General features: G+C 71.0%; 16 protein-coding genes. 9 read left to right on the top strand and 7 right to left on the bottom strand.

What is annotated here, in order from left to right:
* Positions 1-1,971, top strand: a 1,971-nt coding sequence (locus D7W82_RS16460; RefSeq protein ID WP_120619264.1) for an ATP-binding protein, incomplete at its 5' end; no start/stop codon positions are given.
* Here the strand turns inward: D7W82_RS16460 and D7W82_RS16455 are convergent.
* Positions 1,972-2,766 carry a radical SAM protein gene (locus tag D7W82_RS16455; protein ID WP_120619263.1) on the bottom strand — a complete coding sequence of 265 codons (795 nt, stop codon included), beginning with the start codon at positions 2,764-2,766 and terminating at the stop codon, positions 1,972-1,974.
* 82 nt (positions 2,767-2,848) lie between these two features.
* Here D7W82_RS16455 and D7W82_RS16450 point away from each other — a divergent pair, with 82 nt between their 5' ends.
* Positions 2,849-4,435 (top strand): S8 family serine peptidase, encoded by a 1,587-nt coding sequence (locus tag D7W82_RS16450; RefSeq protein WP_120619262.1) that lies wholly within the window; start codon positions 2,849-2,851, stop codon positions 4,433-4,435.
* Here D7W82_RS16450 and D7W82_RS16445 read toward each other — a convergent pair.
* Positions 4,432-6,360, bottom strand: a complete 1,929-nt coding sequence (locus tag D7W82_RS16445; protein WP_120619261.1) for an ATP-dependent DNA helicase RecQ — start codon at positions 6,358-6,360, stop codon at positions 4,432-4,434. The genes D7W82_RS16450 and D7W82_RS16445 overlap by 4 nt on opposite strands.
* Before the next feature lie 94 nt (positions 6,361-6,454).
* Between D7W82_RS16445 and D7W82_RS16440 the strand changes: the two genes are divergently transcribed.
* The 6 genes from D7W82_RS16440 to D7W82_RS16415 all read left to right on the top strand — a co-directional run bounded on the left by D7W82_RS16440 (position 6,455) and on the right by D7W82_RS16415 (position 12,891).
* Complete coding sequence (locus D7W82_RS16440; protein ID WP_158617678.1) at positions 6,455-7,954, top strand: asparagine synthase C-terminal domain-containing protein; 1,500 nt, start codon at positions 6,455-6,457, stop codon at positions 7,952-7,954.
* Positions 7,955-9,148: a nucleotide disphospho-sugar-binding domain-containing protein gene (locus D7W82_RS16435; RefSeq protein WP_120619259.1), complete on the top strand. Its 1,194-nt coding sequence runs from the start codon at positions 7,955-7,957 to the stop codon at positions 9,146-9,148.
* Between the two features lie 71 nt (positions 9,149-9,219).
* Positions 9,220-10,002, top strand: a complete 783-nt coding sequence (locus D7W82_RS16430) for an ROK family protein (RefSeq protein ID WP_233587649.1) — start codon at positions 9,220-9,222, stop codon at positions 10,000-10,002.
* 24 nt (positions 10,003-10,026) lie between these two features.
* A complete protein-coding gene (locus D7W82_RS16425) occupies positions 10,027-10,956 on the top strand; it encodes an HNH endonuclease (RefSeq protein WP_120619257.1) in 930 nt (309 codons plus the stop codon).
* 117 nt (positions 10,957-11,073) lie between these two features.
* Positions 11,074-11,964 carry a S1C family serine protease gene (locus D7W82_RS16420; protein WP_120619256.1) on the top strand — a complete coding sequence of 297 codons (891 nt, stop codon included), beginning with the start codon at positions 11,074-11,076 and terminating at the stop codon, positions 11,962-11,964.
* 12 nt (positions 11,965-11,976) lie between these two features.
* Positions 11,977-12,891: a S1C family serine protease gene (locus D7W82_RS16415; RefSeq protein WP_120619255.1), complete on the top strand. Its 915-nt coding sequence runs from the start codon at positions 11,977-11,979 to the stop codon at positions 12,889-12,891.
* A gap of 15 nt (positions 12,892-12,906) precedes the next feature.
* On the opposite strand, the gene D7W82_RS16410 is transcribed toward D7W82_RS16415, so the two are convergent.
* Both D7W82_RS16410 and D7W82_RS16405 read right to left on the bottom strand, forming a co-directional pair.
* The gene (locus D7W82_RS16410) at positions 12,907-13,521 is read right to left on the bottom strand and encodes a hypothetical protein (protein ID WP_120619254.1); all 615 of its coding nucleotides are present in this window, start codon (positions 13,519-13,521) and stop codon (positions 12,907-12,909) included.
* A gap of 126 nt (positions 13,522-13,647) precedes the next feature.
* Complete coding sequence (locus tag D7W82_RS16405) at positions 13,648-13,884, bottom strand: hypothetical protein (protein ID WP_120558114.1); 237 nt, start codon at positions 13,882-13,884, stop codon at positions 13,648-13,650.
* Positions 13,885-14,049: 165 nt separating this feature from the next.
* Here D7W82_RS16405 and D7W82_RS16400 point away from each other — a divergent pair, with 165 nt between their 5' ends.
* On the top strand, positions 14,050-15,018 hold the full coding sequence (locus D7W82_RS16400) for an oxygenase MpaB family protein (protein WP_120619253.1): 969 nt from the start codon (positions 14,050-14,052) through the stop codon (positions 15,016-15,018).
* Positions 15,019-15,076: 58 nt separating this feature from the next.
* Here the strand turns inward: D7W82_RS16400 and D7W82_RS16395 are convergent, their stop codons facing one another.
* The 3 genes from D7W82_RS16395 to D7W82_RS16385 form a co-directional block, all read right to left on the bottom strand.
* Positions 15,077-15,664, bottom strand: a complete 588-nt coding sequence (locus D7W82_RS16395) for a redoxin domain-containing protein (RefSeq protein WP_120619252.1) — start codon at positions 15,662-15,664, stop codon at positions 15,077-15,079.
* A 64-nt stretch (positions 15,665-15,728) separates the two neighbouring features.
* On the bottom strand, positions 15,729-18,053 hold the full coding sequence (locus tag D7W82_RS16390; protein WP_120619251.1) for a protein-disulfide reductase DsbD: 2,325 nt from the start codon (positions 18,051-18,053) through the stop codon (positions 15,729-15,731).
* Between the two features lie 165 nt (positions 18,054-18,218).
* Complete coding sequence (locus tag D7W82_RS16385; RefSeq protein WP_120619266.1) at positions 18,219-19,565, bottom strand: VWA domain-containing protein; 1,347 nt, start codon at positions 19,563-19,565, stop codon at positions 18,219-18,221.
* Positions 19,566-19,830: the final 265 nt, after the last annotated feature.

Genomic DNA, 19,830 nt, shown 5'->3' with positions numbered 1-19,830 from the left:
GCCCCGTTCCTGGCCTTCTTCGCCGCCGTCGCGTTCGCGGGCTGGCGGGGAGGCTGGGGGCCGGGGCTGGTGGCGACGGCGCTCTCGCTGGTGACGGTGGACTACTTCTTCCTGTCACCGCTAGGAGACTGGGTCACCCACCCCGGCAACCTCATCGCGCTGGTCTTCTTCTTCGCCCTGTCGCTGTTCGTGACGTTGCTCAACGTGCGCCTGCGCCGGGCCAACGCGGAGCGCGCGGACCTGCTGGAGCGCGAGCGCGCCTCCCGCGCCGCCGCCGAGTACGAACGCGCGCGCCTGCATGAGCTGTTCATGCACGCGCCCGCGCACCTGGTCATCTTCCGCGGGCCCCAGCACGTCTTCGAGCTGTCCAACCCCCTCAACTCCGCGATGCTGGGCAACCCTCCTCATCTGCTGGGCCTGCCCGCGCGCGACGTGGGACCGAAGGAGGAGGCCGAACGCGTGGCACGCATCCTCGACCACGTCTACGCGACGGGAGAGCCCTTCGTGGGCCGGGAGGTGTCCCTCAAGCTGCCCCAGCTGGATGGCACCCTCCGGGAGTTCATCTTCGACGTCACGTACACGCCCACGCACGACACGCACGGGCAGGTGGACGGCATCGCGGGCTTCGGCTTCGACGTGACGGACGTGGTGCGCGCCCGCTCCCGGGCGGAGCGGCTGGCGCGCGAGCTGTCGCACAACGAGGAGCACCTGCGGCTGCTGGCGGGGGCCAGCTCCTTCCTGGCCACGTCGCTGGACGACAAGGCCACGCTGCGCAACGTGGTGCGCCTGGCGGTCCCCACGCTGGCGGACTGGTGCCTCATCGACAGCGCACTGGAGGACGGCACGTTCCAGCGCATGGAGGTGGAGCACGCGGCCACGGAGCCGGAGTCGCTCGCGGAGCCGCTGCGGTCCCGCACGACGTACGTGTCGGGCCTCCCCAAGCTGGCCGGCACCGAGCCGCGTCACTACGGGCAGCCCTTGTTCATCGAGGACTTCACCGACGACGTCCTCCCGCTGTTCACGGATGACCCGCAGCGCATCGCGCTGTTGAAAGAGCTGCGCGTCCGCTCGCTGGTGGTGGTGCCGCTGGTGGCCGGTGAGCGTTCGCTGGGGTTGCTCAGCTTCGTCACCACGCACCGCTCCGGGAGACGCTACACCTCCGCGGATCTGCCCTTCCTCCAGGAGCTGGCCAACCGCGCCGCGCTCTCCATGGAGAACGCGAGGCTGTACCGCGAGGCGCGCGAAGCGGTGCGCCTGCGCGACGAGTTCCTGTCCATCGCGAGCCACGAGATGAAGACGCCGCTCACGCCGCTCAACCTCAAGCTCCAGGCGCTGCGGCGCGACATGGAGCGCCACCCGGGCCCCGTGCCGCGCGAGCTGGTGGAGCGCTACCTGGACGTGGGCACGCGGCAGCTGAAGAAGCTGGCGGAGCTGGTGAACGACCTGCTGGACGTGTCGCGCATCGCGGCGGGACGGCTGTCGCTGGAGTGCGTGCCCATGGACCTGGCGGAGCTGGTGCGCGACGTGGTGACCGCCTACGAGGGCCCCGCCGCGCGCTCCGGCTCCGTGCTCCAGCTGGAGTGCGCGGACGCCACGATGATGGGCGTGTGGGACCGGCCGCGCCTGGAGCAGGTGGTGGTGAACCTGGTGGACAACGCCATCAAGTACGGCCAGGGGCGGCCCATCCAGGTCCGGCTGGAGACGCGCGACGGAAAGGCGGCGCTGACGGTGCGGGACCAGGGCATCGGCATCTCGGAAGAGTCCCTGCCGCGCCTCTTCGGCCGCTTCGAGCGGGCGGTGAGTGACCGCCACTACGGCGGCCTGGGCCTGGGCCTCTACATCACCCGCACGCTGGTGGAGGCCATGGGTGGCAAGGTGCGCGTGGAGAGCCGCCTGGGCCAGGGCTCCCTCTTCACGGTGGAGCTGCCGCTGCCCGCGCCGTCGGCGGACGTGGCAGCTCCGGCGCCCTGATCAGGGAGCGGCGCGAGCGCGCGGCAGCTGCGCGTGGGGTTCCCAGGGGCCGCTGGAGCCCAGGCAATGGCGGCAGGTGGCGAGCGGCGTGTCCCGCTCCAGGTAGCCCAGCAGGCGCGTGAGCAGGTCCGGGTCTTCGAGCGGCACGCCGTCGTGTTCGAGGAGCGCGGGCAGGTGCGGATGCTCCGCGGCGAAGACGGTGGCGACGTGGGGAGGCCGGGTGCAGGTGTAGAAGCGGCCCTGGTGGACCAGGTGGCAGCGCTGCTTGAGCCAGCACGTGTCGAAGACGTCCTGTATCTCCGCGTCGGACGTGAGGGGCGCGTCCGGGGTGATGCGCTGGAAGCGGTCGATGGCCTTCACCGTGAGGTGGACGCCGTGCCGGTCGCAGCGCTCGGTGATGCGGGCGATGGAGCGTTCGGGCAGGGGCGCGGACGTGTAGAACGACAGCGTCATCCGGTCGAGCCGTTCGTACACGGCGTCGGGGGCGCTCTGGGCGAGGAAGCCGTTGGTGGTGACGGACACCTGCTCGGTGAGCCCGGAGGCGCGCACCCCGTCCAGCACGGCGGGCAGGTCCGGATGGAGGAAGGGCTCACCGCCGGTGAGCTTGAAGACGTTGGGCTTGAGCACGCGCGAGAGCCGGCGCAGGTCCTCGGCCAGCGCCTGGGGGGACACGGCCCACGCGGGCAGGTGCGGCGACAGCGGGCAACACTGCGCACAGCGAAGGTTGCAGTGCGTGGTGACGTGCGTCTCCAGGGACCAGGTGAGGACGCGGCTGTCGTGAAGCTCGTAGCGCACGGCGCGGGAGTCTAACCGACACACCCACCGCCCCGGGGGCCCGTATCCCGCCACGAAGGCCCAGGGATACAGGTGCGCTACCATGGCGCCGCCCGAGCAATTCGAGTCCTCGAAGCTCCGCACCCTCGACGTGCTCCTCCGTGAGGGCTTCGACCGGACCTCCCTGGAGAAGACCGTGGCCGCGCTCGTCGGAGCGGAGCCGTGGATCATCCGCCCGGTGCCGTTCGAACCCACCGGGCGCTCGTTCGACCTCCTGCCTCCCGGCACCATCGAACCGGCACAGGCGTGGGAGCTGGCCCGCCGCCTCCAGGCGGACCCGAGCGTGGAGGATGCGGATCCGGCCTTCGAGGCGGTCTACGCGGAACAGAGCGAGGCCACGGACACGGCGCCCACGCGCCTCAAGGCGCAGCAGGCGGAGTCTGGACCTGAGACGTTCAACGACAGCGATTGCGACTGGAGCCCGCGCTTCGTGAAGGCGGATGAAGCGTGGCAGTTGGCCGGCGGCGCCAGCCAGGGCGAGGGCATCCTCATCGGTCATCCGGACAGCGGCTACCTGCCCCACCCCGAGCTGGGACCGAACTTCACGCCAAGGCTTGGCTGGGACTTCATCGACGATGACCCCACGACGGAGAATCCCGGCGGCGGCCACGGCCTGGGCACCGCGAGCGTCATGGCGAGCCCGTACAACGGCCCGAGCGTGGACGGACCGAAGCTGTTCGTGGATGGAGTCGCACCGAAGGCCGAGGTCGTCCCGCTGCGTGTCGCGAAGCCCACGCTCTTCGTCCCCTCGCCCGTGCTGTTCAACGTGGGCGTCGACCGGCTGCGTGATTCCATCGGGTTCGCCATCCAGCGGCGGGTCCATGTCATCAGCATCAGCCTCGGGTGGCTGCCCAACGCGGGGCTGCACCGGATCATCCAGCAGGCGGTGGCTGAGAACATCATCGTCATCGCCGCCGCGGGCAACTACACGGGCCCCATCGTCGTCTGGCCGGGCGCGTATGACGAGGTCGTCGCGATGGCCGCGTGCAACGCGAGCTCGCAGCCCTGGGCCTTCTCCGCCTGGGGCAAGGCTGTGGACGCCACCGGCCCGGGCGAGAACGTCTGGGTGGCGCAGCCCGCCGACAAGGTCGGGCAGAGCAGCGGCACTTCCTATGCGACCGCGACCGTCGCGGGGATCGCCGCGCTCTGGCTGGCGCACCATGGCCGGGACAACCTGCTCGCGAAGTACCAGGGAGGACCAACGCTCGCGCAGGTCTTCCGCCATGTGCTCCGCGCCACCTGTGACAGCTGGCCCCAGAGCCAGCTCGCGTGGGGTGCGGGCCTCGTCAACGCGAAGGCGTGCCTCAAGTCCCCGCTCCCGGACGCGACGGAGCTGGAGTCGTTCACCGCGAGGGCGCTCCTCCATGAATCCTCGGACACCGTGGCCTCCACCTTCAGCGGGCTCCCGGAAGCCGACGTCCTGAAAGGCCTCGCGACCACGCTCGGGGTCGATGAACAAAAGGCGGCGCGACTCGATTCGGAGTTCGGGCGCGAGCTGCGCTTCTGGGCGCTCACCTTTGCCCCCTTCCGCCGAGCGCTCCAGGAAGGAGCAGGCGGAGAGCGGCAGGCGCTCAAGGCCCAGGCCGTCCTTCCCCCCTTCTCACCGAGCCTGCGGGCCGCGATCGGTTAGCGCGCGTCACAGAACCCCAGCACCTGGGCGAATGGATATTCGGCCAGGACGCCGAAGAGCTTGTGCCCGGTGAGCTTCGCCTTGGAGAGCGCGGGACTGCTCAGGCCACAGAGGAACCGGGCCGCCTGCCTGGGGTGGCCCAGCGCTTCCGGGTGCTTCGCGACGAGCGACTGGAACGTGGCCACGTCCAGCTGTTCGCGCAGGTCCGGCCGTGGATGCGGCGGCGGCAGCACGCGCGCCACGCCCGTGCGGCAGAAGGTGCAGTGTCCGCACGGGGCTTCGCGCTGCTCGCCGAAGTGGGCCACCAGCGCGTTGCTCTGGCAGCCGTCATGCGTGACCAGCCGGAGCACGTCGCGCACGCGCGACACCTCCTGGACCTCCCGCTTCTGGAAGCGCTCCTGCAACAGGGCCACGAGCGCCTTCGCGTCCTCGCGCTCGCGCAGCCGCGTGTAGCGCTGACGCGGCTCCGCCACCTGCACCTCCGCGTAGCCCTGCTCCTGGAAGTAGTCGAGCGCCTTCACCACCCGCTCTCGCGGCTGGTCCAACGCCTTCGCGATCTCGGCGGGGTCGAACGTGTACCAGGTGCGTCCCTTCTTCGCGTGCGCGAACAGGTCCTTCACGAAGCGCGCACGCTCCCCTTGGAACCTGCCCACGAGCGCGTCCAACGAGCCCGCCGGCTGCACCTTGTAGCCCGCGTAGAACGGCGTGCCCTGGCGCAGCACGCCCTCCAGCTCCAGGTACGTCAGCGCCGTGCGCAGCACCAGGGGCCGCAGGTCGTGGCGGTTGCCCAGCGCGTACATGTCCAGGTGCAGCTCCGGCCCCGAGGACAACAGCTCCTTCACCAGCGCCGTCAGCGCCTCCGGCAGCGGCGTGTCTCCGAGCGCGAAGTTCTCCAGCGTGGGCACGTCGTCCGGGCACGCGAGCAGCTCCACGACGGACGGTCTTCCGTCACGGCCCGCGCGGCCGATCTCCTGGCTGTAGCTCTCCAGGCCCTTGGGCAGGTTGTAGTGATACACGGCGCGCACGTCCGCCTTGTCGATGCCCATCCCGAACGCGATGGTCGCCACGACGATGCCCTTCGCGGAGTGCGTCCACGCATCCTGCACCCGCTCGCGCTCCTCGGCTTCCAGGCCGGCGTGATAGGCGCTCGCGGGCAGGCCCTCCGCGCTCAAGAGCGCCGCCACGCGCTCCGCGGTCTTCTGCAGCGTGACGTAGACGATGGTGGTGCCGGGCGGGCGCGACTTGAGCCGCTCCACCAGCAGGGCGTCGCGCGCCTCCGGGCCCGTGGGCGTGGTCTCCAGCGCGAGGTTGTTCCGGTAGAAGCCGGTGACGACCGCGTGCGACTCCGGGATGCCGAAGCCCTGGCAGATGTCGTGCACCACCTGCGGCGTGGCCGTGGCGGTGAGAGCCAGGATGCGCTCGGCCTGGAGCGTGCGGGCCGCCTGCGCGAGCTTGAGGTAGTCCGGCCGGAAGTTGTGGCCCCACTCGGAGACGCAGTGCGCTTCGTCCACCGCGAAGAGGGAGATGGGGAGCTCGCTCAAGAGCCCCATGAAGCGCTCGTTGTTGAAGCGCTCGGGGGCCACGTAGAGGAGCTTCAGCGTCCCGTCGCGCAGGGACTCCGTCACTTCGCGCGACTCCTCCAGCGACAGCGAGGAGTCCAACCGCGCGGCGCGGATTCCCTTCCGCTCCAGCGCGTCGATCTGATCCTTCATCAACGCGATGAGCGGTGACACCACCACCGTGAGCCCTTCGAGCAGCAGCGCGGGCAACTGGTAGCACAGCGACTTGCCGCCGCCCGTGGGGAACACCGCGAGCGCGGAGCCGTGGGGCGCGAGCAGCTTCGTGAGCACCTCGCGCTGTCCGGGCCGGAAGGACTCCAGCCCGAAGCGCTCTCGCAACACGACGTCCACCGCATCGTCCCGCATGTCCCGCCCTTCCCTGTTCGCGTGGTCCAGGAGGGTTATCTCACCCTCCCTGACTTTCCGCTGGCGACTCCCAACTCCCTATGATGCGGACCGCATGCCGACCCGACCTCCCAAGGCGTCTCCCGCGCGTGGCCTGACTCCTCGGGCGGTGAGCGACCTGCTGTCCCATGCCCGCGCATCCAACGCGGACCTGCGGCCGGACGCGGAGCCCCTCGGCGTGACGCTGCCGCGAGTCACCCGGGAGGTGGAGGCACAGGATGAGGAAGGGCTCGCGGCGCGGCTGCTGGCCGTCTGGTCCGACACCGTGCGGGCGCATGTGGAAGCAGGCACGCACGAGGTGAGCCTGAGCGGCGGGGTGGACAGCGCGGCCCTGTGCGCGATGGCCGCGCGGCACGCACCGGGGGAGGCGCGCGCGTGGACGATGGACGTGCACTTCGCGGACGCGGGGGAGCGGAGCAACGCGCGGCGGATGGCGCAGGTGACGGGCGCGGAGCTGGTGGACGTGCACATCCCGGACTCCGTGCTCCCGGATCTGTTCGAGCACGCGGTCCTCGCCAACCAGACGGTCATCCTCAACGCCCGGGCCGTGGCCAGCTACGTGTTCTATCTGGAGGCCCGGCGGCAGGGCGCGGGCCCCGTCCTCCTGAGCGGCGCGGGGGCGGACGAGGTGCTCCAGGGCACCCCGGGCGCGCTCGCCTCCGCCAAGGCCCGCGTGGACGAGGACCGCGCGTTGGCCGTGCGGGCCCTGAGACTCGAAGCCATGGCGGCTGTGGACAACTTGCGGGCGCCGCTCCGAGCCGGCTCGCGCGATCATGAAGAGGCCCCCGGAGCGGCACGGGGGGCTGTGGACAACTCGGGGAGCGCTCTGGACGGGGCTCCGCACGGCGATCAGGAATCAAAGCCAGCCGCCGGGCATGCCCCCTCTGGAAACGGCGGTCGCGATCAATCCGTGGGACGCCGTGAAGACTCCACACCTGTGGACAACTTGAGGACTGTTTCCGGGCACAGGAACAGCGATCACGCCTCGCACGGCCCCCCTGTGGACAACCTGGGGACCGTGCTCGCCTCGCTGCCCGCGCCGTGGGAGCTGTCTCAGGAGGAGGCGCTCCCCTCCGAGGAGCTGCGGTACGCGAAGTGGGTGCTGACCGAGCTCATCCTCCCGCCCGAGCTGCGAGGCGCCCGGGCCCATGGGCTCACGGTCCGCACGCCGTACCTGGATGAAGGCTTCGCGCGGGTGGCGCTGGCCCTGCCAGAGTCCGTGCTGCTGCGGGACGGGTTCGGCAAGTGGCTGTTCCGGCACGCGGTGCGGTCGCTGGTGCCGGACGAGGTCCGCCTCGCGCGCAAGACGCCCCGGTATGGACACACCGCCCTCTCCAGCCCGGTGCGGTCGCGCTGGCTGGAGCTGTATCGCGCCTGGCTCTCCCCTTCGCGGCTGGACTCCCTCCAGGTCGTCAACACGCAAGGCGTGCTGGGATTGATGGAGCGCTACTTCCGCCTGCCGCCCGACGACGCGCAGGCCGGACCGATGGATCGGTTGTTGATGCGCCTCATGTCCCTGGCCATGCTCCAGGCCCACACCAAGGCGCCCCCCTGAATGTCCCGAGTCCTCATCGCCACGTCTCCCGAGAAGGGCCACCTCAACCCGATGGTCGGCGTGGCCCAATGGCTGCGCCGCCTGGGGCACACCGTCGGCTGGCTGTGCATCCCCGAACCCGCGCCACAGCTCGAGTCCCTGGGCGTGGAGGTGCTGCGCCTGCCGCACGTCGAAGCCGCGCCACCGGGCATCGAGACAGGAGGCGAAGCGCTGGCGAAGCTGGTGCTCGATGACGTGGCGCTGGGGAAGTGGATCCGGGGCCTGTTGCTGGATTCGGTCCCCACGATGCTGGAGCCCGTGCGCGAAGTGGTGCGCGCCTTCCGTCCCGACGTGATGGCGCTGGACGGGATGCAGTACGCGGCGGTGCTCGCGGCGCACGCGGAAGGCATTCCCTGGGCGGGTGTGTCCTCCGCGCTGACGCTGCTAAAGCCGCGGCCGGAGATTCCCCTGCTGCGCAACGTGCGGGCGCTGAAGGACGACCGTCAGGCCCTGTTCCGCCGTCACGGCTTCGACGCGCGCTTCCGCACCTGTGAGTGCCTGTCGCCCCGGCTCAACGTCATCTTCGCCACCGAGGCCTTCCTGGGCCCGGACGCGGGAGTGCCCCCGGACACGCTGCTGGTGGGGCCCTCCATTCCGCCGGAGGCCCGGGGTGACGAGGAGCCCTTCCCCTGGGAGCGGCTGGGCGACAAGCCGGTGCTGTACGTGTCCTTCGGCAGTCAGATTTCGTATCAGCCGGGGCTGTTCCGCCTCATCGCGGAGGCCGCGAAGCCCTTCGGCGTGACGCTGGTGTTGTGCGCGGGCGAGCTTGCGGACACGGACTTCCCGAGCACGCTGCCCGGTGACGTGGTGGCGGTGCGCTACACGCCGCAGCGGCAGGTGCTGGAGCGCGCGGCGGCGTTCATCTCCCACGGAGGGGCCAACTCCGTGACGGAGGCGATGACGGCGGGAGTGCCGATGCTGCTGCTGCCGGTGTGCAACGACCAGCCCGTGCAGGCGCACTTCCTGGAGAAGGCCGGAGCAGGGCTCGCGAGGGACCCGAGGACCCTCACGGTGGAGTCGTGCCGCGAAGCCATCGCACAATTGCTGGCACCGAAGACACCGATGCGCGACCGCGTGGCGGAGATCGCCCGATCCTACCGCGCGCACGATGGCGCGAGGACCGCCGCGGAACGCATCGCCGGGCTCGTGGCATGAGCGCCTCCAGGTGGAAACCTCGCCGGCATCGCCCTGAGGGGATCACACCGCTGGAGGTGTGGAACCTGCCCGTGTTCGGCCGTGAGCTGTGGGAGCTGTTGGGCTCCCCGTGGGTGGAGGACGACCGGCGCGCGGGAGTTCCCGGAGCCACGCTCGCGGCCCGCATGATGCTTCCGCTGGCGGAGGCGCTCGCGCTGCTGGTGAAGAAGCATGCGCCGGATGCGGCGTACCTGAGTGGAGGACTGGCGGAGCTGGACGGCTTTCCCGCAGCGTTGCGAGAGGCAACAGCGTCGCTGCGCCGCCCGGTGCACATCGCGCTGTCACCGCGCTTCGCTCCCGTGCGCGCGGGGCTGCGCATGCTGGAAGCAACGGGCGCGCGAAGTCCGCTCTGCGTGGACGTGGGCCAGACGAGCATCAAGCTCGCGCGTGCTGGAGCCACGCGCGTCGTGGAGCGGAACCTCACCACCCTGCCCCCGCTGTTCATCGGGCAGCCGCGTCCCGCGGACGGCCATCACATCCGGGACACGGTGGCGTTCATCTCGGGAGCGCTGCGGACGTTCCTCGCGGAGGACAGCCGCGAACCTCCGGACGCGCTGTGTCTGGCATTGCCGTGTCCACTGGATGAGGCCCTGATGCCCGGAGGCTGCACCTACGGCTTCGAGGGCACGGCCTCGCTGGTCCCGGACATCCTCGCCCACGCGGGCCTGCCGGACACGGGAGGCCCGGTGCTCGTGCTCAACGACGCGGAGCTGGCGGCCGAATCCGCGCGGCGGGCCCCCCAGGTGAAGGGACGCCACGTGCTGTGCCTGTCCCTGGGCTTCGGTCCGGGTGGAGCCCTGCTCGAACGCGGCTGAGCCTGGTAACCTGGTCGTGGACCCGTGCCCACGCCCTCCGACAACGACCAGGCCATCCGACTGGCGGCCTTCAATGCCTTGCAGGCGCTGGTGGAGCGGCACGGTGAAGTGCTGTCGTGGGAGCGCATCGCGGAGGGCTTCCAACTCCACGGCGAGCAGCACCTGTTCGCCAACCGGACGCGCGGCATCTTCTGGCCCCGGCAGATGCAGGAGACCGCGCTGTCCATCAAGACCACCGTGCCACGAGGAACCCGCGTCGCCCGATACGACGATGACAACATCGCCTCGGACGGAGCCTTCCTCTACAAGTTCCAGGGCACGGACGTGGAGGCGCGAGACAACCGCCGGCTCGTGCGCGCGCAGCAACTGGACGCGCCCCTCATCTACTTCTACGGCATCGAGCCCGGCTTCTATCGGCCCTTGTGGCCCGTCTACATCTCCGACGTGGACCTCGCCTCGCACTCCTTCCACGTCACGGTGTCCGAGCCCGAGACGGTGAAGCAGCGCTTCGTGGCGGACGCGAAGCTGCTGTCCCTGGAGCGGCGATACACGACAGTGCAGGCCAAGAAGCGGCTGCATCAGGCGGCCTTCCGTCAGCATGTCCTGAACGCCTACGAACACCGCTGCGCGGTCTGCGCATTTCCTCGCAAGGAGCTGCTGGACGGCGCCCACATCCTCCCGGACCGCGACGAACGCGGCCACGCGGAAGTCCCCAACGGGCTGGCGCTGTGCCGGCTCCACCACGGCGCCTTCGACACGAACCTGATGGGCATCCGTCCTGACGGCATCATCGAGCTGGCACCCAGCCTGCTTGCCACCCGGGACGGCCCCACGCTGGAGCACGCGCTGAAGGGCTTCGTGGGCAAGACGCTCCAACTGCCGCGCGCGAAGGAACTGCGTCCCAAGAAGCTCTACCTGGAAGAGCGCTACGAGCGCTTCCGCAAGGTGAGCTGAAGCACCCTGCCCGGAAGGAGAGGCGTCCTGCCTGAACGGGTAGGTCCCCGTCCTGCCCGGTCCGCCGATGTGGCGCGATTTCGAGCCCTTTAGTTTCAGGCTCGAAAGGAACACGCCATGTCCACCGACGCCCTCCAGTCCCTCTCGCAGTCCATCTCCACCGTCGTCGAGCGCATCGCTCCCTCCCTCGTCCGCGTCGAGGCCCGCCGTCGCCGGGGCGCCAGCGGCGTCATCTGGGATGCCGACGGTCACATCCTCACCACCAGCCACGCGGTCGAACACGAGGGTTCCATCCAGGTGGGCCTCGCGGACGGCCGCTCGGTGTCCGCCGAGCTCGTCGGCCGCGACCCGAGCACCGACCTCGCGCTCCTCAAGGCTGACGCCAGCGGGCTCACCGCGCTCGCGCCCGCGCCGCTCGATGACGTGAAGGTGGGCAACATCGTCCTGGCCCTCGGCCGGCCGGGGCGCACGGCGCGGGCCACGCTGGGCATCGTCAGCGCGTTCGGCGGCGACTGGCGCACGCACGCGGGCGGGCAGGTGGACCGCTACCTGGAGACCGACGCGGACCTGCCTCCGGGCTTCTCCGGCGGCGCGCTGGTGGACGCGCAGGGCCGCTTCCTGGGCATCCCCACGGCGGCCTTCTCCCGCACCGCCGCGGTCGTGATTCCCGGCGGCACGCTGACGCGCGTGGCGAACTCGCTGCGCGAGCACGGCGGCATCCGCCGCGGATACCTGGGCGTGGGCGCCTACCCGGTGCGCCTGCCGCGTGAAATCGAAGGCACGAAGGCGGGCCTCATCCTGCTCTCCGTGGATCCAGAGGGGCCCGCACAGAAGGCCGGGCTGCTGATGGGCGACGTGCTGGTGAGCCTGGGCGGCCAGTCACTGCACGGCGTGGAGGACCTGCTGGGCTACCTGGGCGACGAGAAGGTGGGCGCGTCCATCCAGGCGAAGGTGTTGCGCGCGGGCGAGCTGCGCGAGGTGCCCATCACCGTGGGCAAGCGTTCTTGAAAGGAGCCGGCGATGAAACTGTTGCAGCAACTCTCGGATGACCTGGAAGGGCTCGTGGCCGGCGCGGCTCCTGCCGTGGTGGGTGTGGAGCACGCGCGCGGCCACGGCACCGGCCTGTTCCTCACACCGGACGGCTACGTGCTCACCAACCGGCACGTGGTGATGCGCACGCCCAAGCGCCTCACCGTGCAGCTCCACAACGGCGAGGAGCGCCGGGCCACGCTGGTGGGCGCGGATGCCCCCACGGACCTCGCGGTGGTGCGCGCGGAAGGCGATGACTTCCCCACGCTGCCGCTCGCGGATCCGGAGACGGTGCGGGTGGGGCAGCTGGTGATGGCCATTGGCAATCCCTTCCGCCTGGAGCAGTCGGTGTCGCTGGGCGTGGTGAGCGCCATCAACCGCAGCATCACGCTGCCAGACGGCGTCATCCTGGAGGGGATGCTCCAGACGGACGCGGCCATCAACCCGGGCAACTCCGGCGGGCCGTTGCTCGACACGCGAGGGCGCGTGGTGGGGCTCAACACGCTGGTGCTGCCGTTCGCGCAGGGGATTGGTTTCGCGGTGAGCGCCACCACTGCGGCCTGGGTCGCGAGCCTGCTCATCCAGCGCGGCCGGGTGGACCGGAAGTTCCTGGGCATCGCCGCCACGGCGGTGAACCTGGAGCCCGCGCTCGCGAAGGACACCGGCCAGCCGCGAGCCGTGCGCGTGCTGAAGGTGCAGGAGGGAACGCCCGCGGACGACGCCGGTCTCCAGCCGGACGACCTGCTGCTCGGCATCAACAGCCGGCCGGTCAACAGCGTGGACGACCTGCAGCGGCTGATGGCGCTCGCCGCCGAGGAAGAGGTGCACCTGGACGTGCTGCGCAAGGGCCGCCGCAAGGACGTCTCCGCCCGGGCCCGCCACCGCCGCGAACCCGTGGCGGCCTGAGCTCAACGGGGCAGCTCACGGCCACGTCAGCATCAAGCCCACCCCGTCCGGCGCGGGCACCAGGCGCGCCGTGAGCTGTCCGTTCAGCTTCGCGTTGAGGAACGTCAGCACGCCGTCGAACACCAACAGGAACGCGCCCTGCATGAGCACGCTCTTGCCCCAGCCTCGCAGGCGCTCCGAGTCCTTGCGCATCCCGCGCTCCCACAGGAAACCGCCGAAGGCGATGTAGCCCACGTCCAGGCCCGCGTTGAGGAGCAGCACCTTCTCCATCCGCTGCCCTTCAGACAGGCTGCGCGCCAGGTCCCAGGAGGCCGGATCCGCTGTCGCCTGTCCGTGATAGCCGAGCCCCGCGATGACCAGGTTCACCACGTTCCAGGCCGCGTTCGCCTGGAAGAAGGCCCGCGTCTCGCCCTCGCTCGCGAAGTGCCCGGCGACGCCCGTGCCGATGTTCAGCACTGCCCAGCCGAACAGGATGCCCATCGCGGTCTGGTTCACGCGCACCGCTTCCGCGTTGTGCTGCGCGAGCCATGCCTTTGCGTCTGGAGCAGGCGTCTCCTGCGCCACCCCTGGCATCGCGAAGAACAACAGCACCAGGACGCAGCAGGAACGCACGAGGCGGGCGGAGGCCATGTCGGCACTCTAAGCCCCTCGGACTGCCAGGCGGTGAGCCCCCGCCCGGCGTGGTCTCAAAACCTGTCCGACTGTCGGACAGGTTTCCGCGGCTCGGCTCCCCGGCGCCCCCGCGCGAGGGCAACGCTACCGGTCGCCGTCGTCGCTGAGCGGCGGCGCTTCCCTCGCGGGCTCCGTGCCCTTCTGCGCGCCGTAGCCGCCAATGCCTTTCTGGAGGATGCGGTCCTCGCCCACGTCCTCGTCCGTCACGTCGCCGCGTTCGGTGCCCGGGCGCTGGTGCCTGGCTTCACGCTCCAGTTCCTCCGCGCTGTGGGTATCCGTGCGCTCGGGCCCCTTCACCGGCGGCCCCTTGTTGCTGGCCATGGTCGCGTCTCCTGTCTGGATGTCCTGCCCTCCAGGACAAGGTCCGGCGCGTCCCATCCCCCGACAAGGCCACCGCATGCGACACACGGGCCGGCGGGGGCACAGCGTGCCGTCACGAAGCGAGCTAGCATTGCCAGTCGCCTTGCTTCCCGGAGCCGTCCCGCCATGACCCACCCGGCCGACGCTGTCCCCTCCAGCTGTCCCTTCAGCGGCGCGGGAAAGCCCTCCGCCGCTCGCGTGCCCGGCCCCGTCTACCGGAAGCCGTTCTGGCGAGCGCGTCTGCCCGAAGTGAGCCAGGAGATCGCCTCCCTGGACGCACGGCGCGACTGCCAGCGCATCGTGCACCTGCTGACCAACTACGAATTCCCCTTCGACATCGTGCGGTCCACGGAGATCGCCCTCTTCCACACCTACGGCAGCCGCTCCGTCTCACGCCTCCTGGACCGCACGGGGGAGTTCAACAAGCGAGGCCAGAAGCGCTACGACGACACGCGGCTGCTCATCGCGCGGTTCATGGAGTGCGGCTGGGATGGAGCGGATGGGCACCGCTCGCTGGAGCAGATGAACCACATCCATTCCTTCTTCCGCATCCCGAACGAGGACTTCCTCTTCGTGCTGTGGACGTTCATCGACTTCCCCATCCAGTGGATGCAGGAGTTCGGCTGGCGTCCCTTCACCCGGCACGAGCAGGAGGCCTGGTTCCATTACTGGTGCGAAATCGGCCGCCGCATGGGCCTGAAGGACATCCCCGAGGACAAGCCCGCCTACGACGCCTTCATCCGCGACTACGAGGCGCGAGAGTTCGTCCCCAACGAGGCCAGCCACCGCGTGGCCCAGTCCACCGTGGACATCCTCGCCGGCTGGGTGCCTCGCCCGCTGCGTCCGCTGGTGGCCCCGATCAGCCTCAGCCTGGTGCCACCGCGCCTGCTGCCCGCCATCCAGTTCGACTCCCCACCCGCCTGGGTGGGCGGCCTGGTCCGAGGCGCCCTCAAGCTGCGCAAGCGCGTCAAACGCCACGTCTCCCTGGAGCGCTACCCGTCGACCCTGGAGACGACGCTCAACCGCACCTACCCCGGCAACACCTACCGAATCGAAGGCCTGGGCCCGGACTACGCCCACCGCGACGCGGAATGAAAAAACCCGCGTCCCTTCGCAGGGACACGGGCCTTCGAACCTCACGACGGACAGTCGCTCAGCTCTTGTACTTCACGGAGCAGCCGTACGGCTCGGAGGTGGGGGTCGCCACCTGCTTGCCGTTGAGGAGCGCGTCCACCGCCGTCTGCACGTAGTTCATCTTGGTGGCTTCCTTGCCGCGCGGGTCGTTGTCGATGGCGCCCGCGTAGCGGACCACGCCCTCACCGTCGATGACGTACATGTGCGGCGTCGTCTTCGCCGCGTAGCTCCTGCCCACCGTGCCGTCCGTGTCCAGCAGCACCGGCTGGCTGAAGCCCTCCTTCTTCTTCCAGTCCGCGGCGCTCTTCGCGGTGTGCGTGGAGGACGAGTCCACCGTCAGCCACACCACCTTCTTCGCGTCGAAGCCCTTCTGCGTGTTCTGCATCGTCTTGGCCTCGTAGTGCCGCTTCACGAACGGGCACTCCGGGTTCGTCCACTCGAGCACCACCACCTTGCCCTTGTACTCGGACAGCGAGTGGGCCTTGCCCGCCTCGTCCTTCAGCGTGAACGCCGGAGCGGGCTTGCCCACCTCCGCGGTGTCCGCCGCGAAGACGGGAGCGGACACGAAAGCCGCGGTGAGAGCGAGTGCCTTGAAGACCTGCTTCATGACGGAACCTCCAATGAGTTGAACGCCGCGCAACGAACAGCCCTGCCGCCACTTCACACCCGGCTCAAGGCCGGGCACACACCACCGAGCCACCCTTCAGCGGCGACCCACACTCCGCCGCGCGCTGCACCGCCTGGATGACGCTGTCCGCGGTGAGCAGCTCGTTGAGCACCTCCGGCTTGTCCGGCGCGCCCGGGCTCAGCACCAGGTACATGGGCACGCCCGCGCGGCCGTGCTCCGCCAGCTTCGTGGTGATGCGCGCGTCCCGCCGCGTCCAGTCCGCCACGAAGAACGCCACGTTGTGCTTCAGGAACGCCTGCCGCACGTCGTCGCGCGACAGCACGGTGCGCTCGTTGAACTTGCACGTGAGGCACCAGTCCGCCGTGAAGTCCACGAACACCGGCTGCCCCGCCGCCAGCGCCGCCGTCACCGCCGCCTCGTCCCACGCCTGCGCGCCACCGTGCGACGCCACCGCCGCGCCGCGCGTCTCCAGCGACGCCTGCGCCTCCTCGAAGCGCAGCGCCACCACGCCCGCGCCCACCAGCACCAGCGCCGCCAGCGCCACCGTCACGCCCCGGCGCCCGCCCTCCAGGCCCTGCGACTGGCCGTACAGCCACGTGACCAGGCCCACCGCGATGAGGAACGCCAAGAGCCGCGCCATGCCGTCCACGCCGGCCAGCCCGCCCATCACCCACACCAGCCACACCGTCGTGCCCAACAGCGCGAAGCCCAGGAACTGCTTGCCGCGCTCCATCCACATGCCCGGCTTGGGCAGCCGCTTCGCCAGCCCCGGCACCAGCACCAGCAGGCAGAAGGGCAGCGCCAGCCCCAACCCCAGCGCCATGAACACCGCCACCACCGTGGCCGGGCCCGCAGCGAACGCGAAGCCCACCGCCGTGCCCAACAGCGGCGCCGAACACGGCGTCGCCAGCACCACCGCGAGCACACCCTCTCCCGCGCTGCGCATCAGGCCGTGGCTCTGGTCCACCTTGCCCGCCAGCGCCGTTCCGTCCGCGCCCAGCGTGTAGACGCCGAAGAGGTTGAGCGCGAACGCCACCAGCACCGCGCTCACGCCCGCGACGAACAGCGGCTCCTGGAACTGGAAGCCCCAGCCCACGCTGGCTCCGCCCGCGCGCACCGCCAGCACCGCGCCCGCGAGCAGCAGCATCGTCGCCAGGATGCCGCCCGCGTACGCCGCCGCGTGCGGCGCCACCTTGCCCCTCTCCTCCTGCACCATCCGCGTGAAGCCGTACGCCTTGAGCGCCAGCACCGGGAACACGCACGGCATCAGGTTGAGCAGCGCGCCGCCCAGGAACGCGAACAGCAGCGCGACGCCCAGCCCCAGCGGTGACTCGCCCGCCGCCGCCGGCGCCGCGGCCACCGCGGGCTGCACCTTGCCCACCGCGTCCTTCACCGACGGGACCTTCAGGGGCGCGGGGCCCGCCGCCGCGCCGGCCGCCGCCACCATCGGCGCGAGCGCCGTGTCCACGTCCACCGCCGTGAAGCCCGTGGCCTTCGTGCCCAGGCGCAGCGCGCCCGTGAGCCGGGGCTCCCCCTTCGGCACCACCGACGACGCCTGGCCCTCCAGCGCGAACGTCCCCGGCGCCGTCTGCTTCAGCTTCACGGTGTCCACGCCCAGGATGCGGCCGGGCACGAAGAAGTCACCCTCCACGTCACCCGCGAACGGCTTGCCGTCCGCCGCCGTCACCGTGAGCTTGCCGGTGAACGGCTTGCCCGCCGTCAGCGTCGTGCCGTCCAGCGCCAGGGCCACGCGCGGCGCGCCTTGCGCCTCCACCGGCGCCGGCACCTGGGCCTGCGCGGCGTCGAACCGCGGCGCGAACTCCGGGTCCAACACCGTCTCCGGCCCCACCGGCACCGTGCGCGTCAGCACCAACTGCGCGGGGATGCAGTGCACCTTGCACGCGAGCGCGTCCACCGCCGCCGACACGTTCAGCGTGCCCGAGGCGTTCTGCGCCACATGCGCGGGCGCGAACAGCAGCACCTCGTCGTGGTAGCCGTGCGTGGTGATGAAGCCGTCCGGCGTGCGGAACGTGCTGGGGAAGGGCCAGCGCAGCTCGCCCACCGTGACGCCCGGGATGTCCCACGACACATCCGTGGCCAGGCCGGAGTCGCCCGGGTTCTTCCAGTAGACGTGCCACTCCGGGTCCATCTTGAGGCGCACGCCCACGCGGAAGTCGCCGCCCGCCTTCACCTGCGTGGCGTCCAGGAGCAGCGCACCCTCCAGGCGAGGGTCGCCCTCGTCCGGCGCGGTGCTGCCCACGGCGGTCGGCGGCAGCGAGGCCTGGGCCCACGTCGCCAACAGCAACGCGCCCACCACGCCCAGCCCACCGAGCCGGCTTCCAGACCTCTTGCTCCACGGATGCGTCATTCGACTCCCGTTAATCCACCTGGAAACGCCGTGCTACCTGGGATGCGTCCCCACAGGATGCACTCAACCTTCCGGGCAGCCGGGCATTCCGCATGCCCGCACGCCCGGCGTCAGGGGCCACCCGGGCCTCCGCGCCTTCCCTGTACGCTCAAGGACTCCGGGCGGTTACGGCTCGGTGTTGCCCGTCTTCCAGGGCAGCAGCGCCGCGCCGTCCAGCGTGCCCGCCGGGGGCGCACCACCGTTTGCCTTCGCGGGCAGGGCCGGCCTCGGAGGCGGACCCACATTCACCGCGGCCGGGAGCGCCGGCCCGATGCGGCTCATGGTGATGCGCGACACCTCCGACTGCGCCCGGCGCACTCCCAGGGCGGACGGCTGGGCCGCCCGGCGCTCCACCGCGCGGCGCAGGTCCGCCAGCCGGTCCACGTGCCGCTGCGCGGGGACCTCCGCGGAGCCCAGGCGGGCCAGCTTGTAGAGCCCCTTGTCCGCGCCCTCGAGCGCCCGCTCGGCCGCGTCCTGCTGACGGCGGGAGAGCGCCTTCCAGGCGGCGGCCTCGCAGGAGACCAGCTCCAGCTCCGCGGACACCGCGCGCACGAAGCGGCCCTCGTCGCTCTCCGGCAACAGGCGCGTCACCGGCACGGACAGCCGCCGGGTGTCGCCGTGCTCCGTGTACGAAGCGGTGACGGTGAGGTTCCAGTCACCCTTCTCCAGCCCGCCCGCGAAGAGGACGCGGCGCGGGAACGCGTGCGACACCGCCCCCAGCGCGGCGCTCATCGCGTCCCCCTCCACGCGCGACGGGTAGCGGTGACGGCAGCGCAGGTCCGCGAAGCCCGTGGGCAGCACGTACACGCGCGCGTCCGCCACCACCTCGCCGAACAGCTCCGCGCCCAGCGCGCCCACCGCCAGCGGCAGGCCCTCCGCGTCGTCCACGTGCGTGAAGCCCGTGCCGGACGGGCCGGTGAGGGCCTCCAGGATCTCTGGCAGGTAGTGCTTGCCCAGCCCCAGCGCGTGCAGCGCCACGCCGGAGTCATGCACCCGCTGGCCCAGCACCTTGAACTCGCCCAGCGCGGTGGGCCCCACGGAGGGCTCGCCGTCCGTGAGCATGAGCAGCTGCGGCCGGGCGCCCGGCACCAGCACGCGCCGCACGGCCTCCGCGCCGTTCTCCACGGCCTCGTGCAGCGCGGTGCCTTCACCGGAGTCCAGGCGGGACAGCGTCTTCAGGAAGGCCGACTTCGCGCCCGGCTCCATGGCGCGCACGGGCAGCACCTGCTCCGCGTCCGCGTCGAAGGTGAGCAGGCCCACGTAGTCCCTGGGCCCCGCCCGCTCCACCAGCGCGCGCGCCGCCTCCACCGCCGCCGCCAGCGGCGCGCCCCGCATGGACGCGCTGCGGTCGATGACCAGGTTCACCGCCACCGGGGCCCGAGGCGTCTCCGCTTCGGCCTCCAGGGTCACCAGCAGCAGCACTTCTCGGCCGCCCTCCCCGTCGCGCTCCACTGCCCAGGCCGTCTGCTTCATCCGCACTCCCGCATGGTGGGTGGGCCCCATCCCGCTCTTCGCGATTGCCGTCGCGACGGCCTCCTGGCCCCGGACGCCCCTGCACGGGCCCGCGTCCGCCCGGAAGTCCTGTCGCTGTACCCGGAGGATGTCGGGTTTCCGGTCGTGAAAGCAACGTGTCCGGCCCGACCAACCCCTGGCCTCCGGAGCACCGGCGCTCACCCACCCGGCGCACCTCGGGACGCCCTGCGTCACCCACAGACACGCGGATTCCGGCAGCTTCGTT

It is taken from the genome of Corallococcus sp. CA049B (genome assembly GCF_003611685.1).
Classification (GTDB): Bacteria; Myxococcota; Myxococcia; order Myxococcales; family Myxococcaceae; genus Corallococcus; species Corallococcus coralloides.
Note: the sequence above shows the minus strand (reverse complement) of the source record. Positions and strands in the feature narration are given on the sequence as shown.

Coding starts and splice junctions, on each gene's coding strand:
- D7W82_RS16410 (WP_120619254.1), bottom strand. CDS start 13,521: ATGGCCTCCGCCCGCCTCGTGCGTTCCTGCTGCGTCCTGGTGCTGTTG.
- D7W82_RS16400 (WP_120619253.1), top strand. CDS start 14,050: ATGACCCACCCGGCCGACGCTGTCCCCTCCAGCTGTCCCTTCAGCGGC.
- D7W82_RS16395 (WP_120619252.1), bottom strand. CDS start 15,664: ATGAAGCAGGTCTTCAAGGCACTCGCTCTCACCGCGGCTTTCGTGTCC.
- D7W82_RS16450 (WP_120619262.1), top strand. CDS start 2,849: ATGGCGCCGCCCGAGCAATTCGAGTCCTCGAAGCTCCGCACCCTCGAC.
- D7W82_RS16445 (WP_120619261.1), bottom strand. CDS start 6,360: ATGCGGGACGATGCGGTGGACGTCGTGTTGCGAGAGCGCTTCGGGCTG.
- D7W82_RS16420 (WP_120619256.1), top strand. CDS start 11,074: ATGTCCACCGACGCCCTCCAGTCCCTCTCGCAGTCCATCTCCACCGTC.
- D7W82_RS16405 (WP_120558114.1), bottom strand. CDS start 13,884: ATGGCCAGCAACAAGGGGCCGCCGGTGAAGGGGCCCGAGCGCACGGAT.
- D7W82_RS16440 (WP_158617678.1), top strand. CDS start 6,455: ATGCCGACCCGACCTCCCAAGGCGTCTCCCGCGCGTGGCCTGACTCCT.
- D7W82_RS16415 (WP_120619255.1), top strand. CDS start 11,977: ATGAAACTGTTGCAGCAACTCTCGGATGACCTGGAAGGGCTCGTGGCC.
- D7W82_RS16385 (WP_120619266.1), bottom strand. CDS start 19,565: ATGAAGCAGACGGCCTGGGCAGTGGAGCGCGACGGGGAGGGCGGCCGA.
- D7W82_RS16435 (WP_120619259.1), top strand. CDS start 7,955: ATGTCCCGAGTCCTCATCGCCACGTCTCCCGAGAAGGGCCACCTCAAC.
- D7W82_RS16390 (WP_120619251.1), bottom strand. CDS start 18,053: ATGACGCATCCGTGGAGCAAGAGGTCTGGAAGCCGGCTCGGTGGGCTG.